Source organism: Verrucomicrobiales bacterium, from assembly GCA_016793885.1.
Taxonomy (GTDB): Bacteria; Verrucomicrobiota; Verrucomicrobiia; order Limisphaerales; family UBA11320; genus UBA11320.
Genome location: JAEUHE010000274.1, coordinates 1 through 2383, shown reverse-complemented (window position 1 = coordinate 2383; position 2383 = coordinate 1). Strand labels below are relative to the sequence as shown.

Annotated in this window: 2 protein-coding genes; both read left to right on the top strand. The window is 56.1% G+C overall.

Annotated elements, in window-relative coordinates:
• Positions 1 to 700 precede the first annotated feature (700 nt).
• Positions 701 to 1174 (top strand): DUF4262 domain-containing protein, encoded by a 474-nt coding sequence (locus JNN07_29420; protein ID MBL9171887.1) that lies wholly within the window; start codon positions 701 to 703, stop codon positions 1172 to 1174.
• Between the two features lie 139 nt (positions 1175 to 1313).
• Positions 1314 to 1880 carry an SMI1/KNR4 family protein gene (locus JNN07_29415; GenBank protein MBL9171886.1) on the top strand — a complete coding sequence of 189 codons (567 nt, stop codon included), beginning with the start codon at positions 1314 to 1316 and terminating at the stop codon, positions 1878 to 1880.
• Positions 1881 to 2383: the final 503 nt, after the last annotated feature.

Genomic DNA, 2383 nt, shown 5'->3' with positions numbered 1-2383 from the left:
CCTGTCGCTGCGGGGGCTCTGCTACGACAGATTACCTTTTGAACTGCGAAGCGAATGATCTGGATGACACTCAGGACTCAGAAGCAATCCTCTGACACCCTCCCAGCCGAAGGCCTCCGCGTAGCGGCTTCGTCCAACAAGGTCACTCGAAGCAACAGCCGCCAGCTTGGGGATTGTCGATCATGAGAGTTTCATTATTTATCTCTGAGGCCTCAGCCTTCACCTGGCCCGGCGGCTGTGCCTCAGTTCTTGGTCGTTAGGTATCGTTCACTCACCGTGGAAATCCATTCGCCATCGTTTCGTCTGAAAGAGCCGCGTTGTCCGTGTCTTTGTGGTGCAGAGGGCTTGCTGACATTCATTACCTGTCCGGGTTGCGGACACGTGACCGTAGCGTGCGATGAGATCGGCACCGTGTTTGTCAGTTCACGAGACTTGAGTGAATTGCCAGGAGCTTCCTGGCTGCATGGTTTCGAGGACGGTCTCTGCCCGAAATGTCGGGAGGCTTCGTTGCGTGATTTCCGTTTCTCGACTGGAGAGGAGATTCAAGCTGTTGGTTTTACCGCCGCCGAGTACGTTTAAACCACGACCACGATTCCTAACGAGGCTACTCCAGTGAACGCGCCGACAGCATCCAGTTTCCAGGTTGAGCGTCCATGCCGGCGCGTCCCTGAGTAGTTTCGTTAGGTGTATAGGTTCCCTCATGAAGTGCGAGCCACCAACTGCTGAAGACGACCTTGAACGGCGCGTTCTGCATGATGTGTCCACCGTTGGTTGTCACGTCATCAAAGTCATGGGAGACGAGTCAGGGCCAGGATTTGCCTACTCGGTTGGCCTCTTTCACAATTTTAATCATGGGGAGATTTTGATCGTTGGACTCGATCTCCACATGATGCAGAGCATCATCAACAACTTGATGGCCGACATCCGAAAGGGCACACGCTTCCAGGCTGGGAGCCGTGTAGCAGGCATTCTTGAGCGCTTCGATTGTGAATTTCGCGAAGTTGAGGTCTCCTACTATCGGGAGCTTTTCGGCTGCGCGACTTGGTTTTATCGCGGTACCGATTTCCCCGCTTTTCAATGTGTCTGGCCGGATATGCAGGGCCATTTCCCGTGGCAGCCACATTTCAACGCGAAGTTGCGCAGCCTGCAGCCAACATATGGCTCCCGCACCTAACCAGCCCGATCGAGGACAACCCCGACCAGCCCTTGGATTTGCTCAGCCCGTCATGACCATCTCAACCTTTACCAGCCTTGCCGACCGCCACCTCACAGGTCGGGGTGCCTCATCGGGAGGACGTTAGGCGCACTCGCGTATGCAGTCCTGCCCGCCCACCAGCCACCTCAAGTTAGAGTCTCCGCCGGAGCACGAGCGCCCTTCAGAGGAGCGAGTCCGGCAGTTGGAGGCGGCCATTGGCGCGTCATTGCCAGCAGACTATCGAGCGTTCCTTCTAGAGTACGGCGGATCCGAAGTGCCCTTCCAAGCTCCTGTCGGAGAGCCGAGCCCATTCGGTGACACGTTCACGCAGACGCGCTTCCACAGTCTGTACTCCGACCCGGAAGCGGGTTGCGACATTCGCAGGTATCTCAGGAGTCAGATCGTTCCTCGCAACATGATCGTCATCGCCTCTGGTGATTTTGGTCAGGCCACATGCCTGTCGTTTGCTGGCGTGGATAAGGGTGCAGTGTTCTTCTTCGATGAGCATCAGATGGCTTTTGCTGATGAGTCACACATGTACTACCGATTGTTCGAGTCGGTGCGGGAATTCTTGTCGCTTCGAGACCGAGAGGAGTTGGGTGTTAAGCCGCCCGGATACGACCATTGTTACGAGTCAGCGCCATCGTTTACAGAGTTTCTGAAGCGGTGTACACGAGTTGAGTGATGAAACGTGCGCCTAACAACCAAATCGCTCGAGCGAACTTCCTATCGCCCACGCTTCGACATCGGTTGATGTCGTCAGCATCTCCAGGCTTCATTCTGAGCGTCGTTCCACATCAGGCCGGTCGTCGCACAGCTCCGAATCGTTAGGATTTTGTGGGTATGCCGTGGTACAGGTGCACCATAGAGGGGCAGGGATTCCCAGGTAGTTTGATTGGTAAGCCGGGTCTGGTCGGCTTTTTCGTGACTCGTTTCGTAAAGGCACCCTCGGCCGAGGAGGCTGAGTCACTGAGTCTCGCTGAACTGCGGCGTGAGGATCGATTCAGGATTCCATCCGCTGGACTCCAACCGCCGGACGCACGAGTGTTTTTCGCCGAGATCCTCGAGATCGAGCCATCGGTTGTACCTCCAGTTACACCTGGGCTCGTGTGGTATGAGATGGGGTGCTGAGGTGCCCGTTCCTAACCAGATCGTCGACCGAACCGCCGCCAGCATCCGCATGTCCGA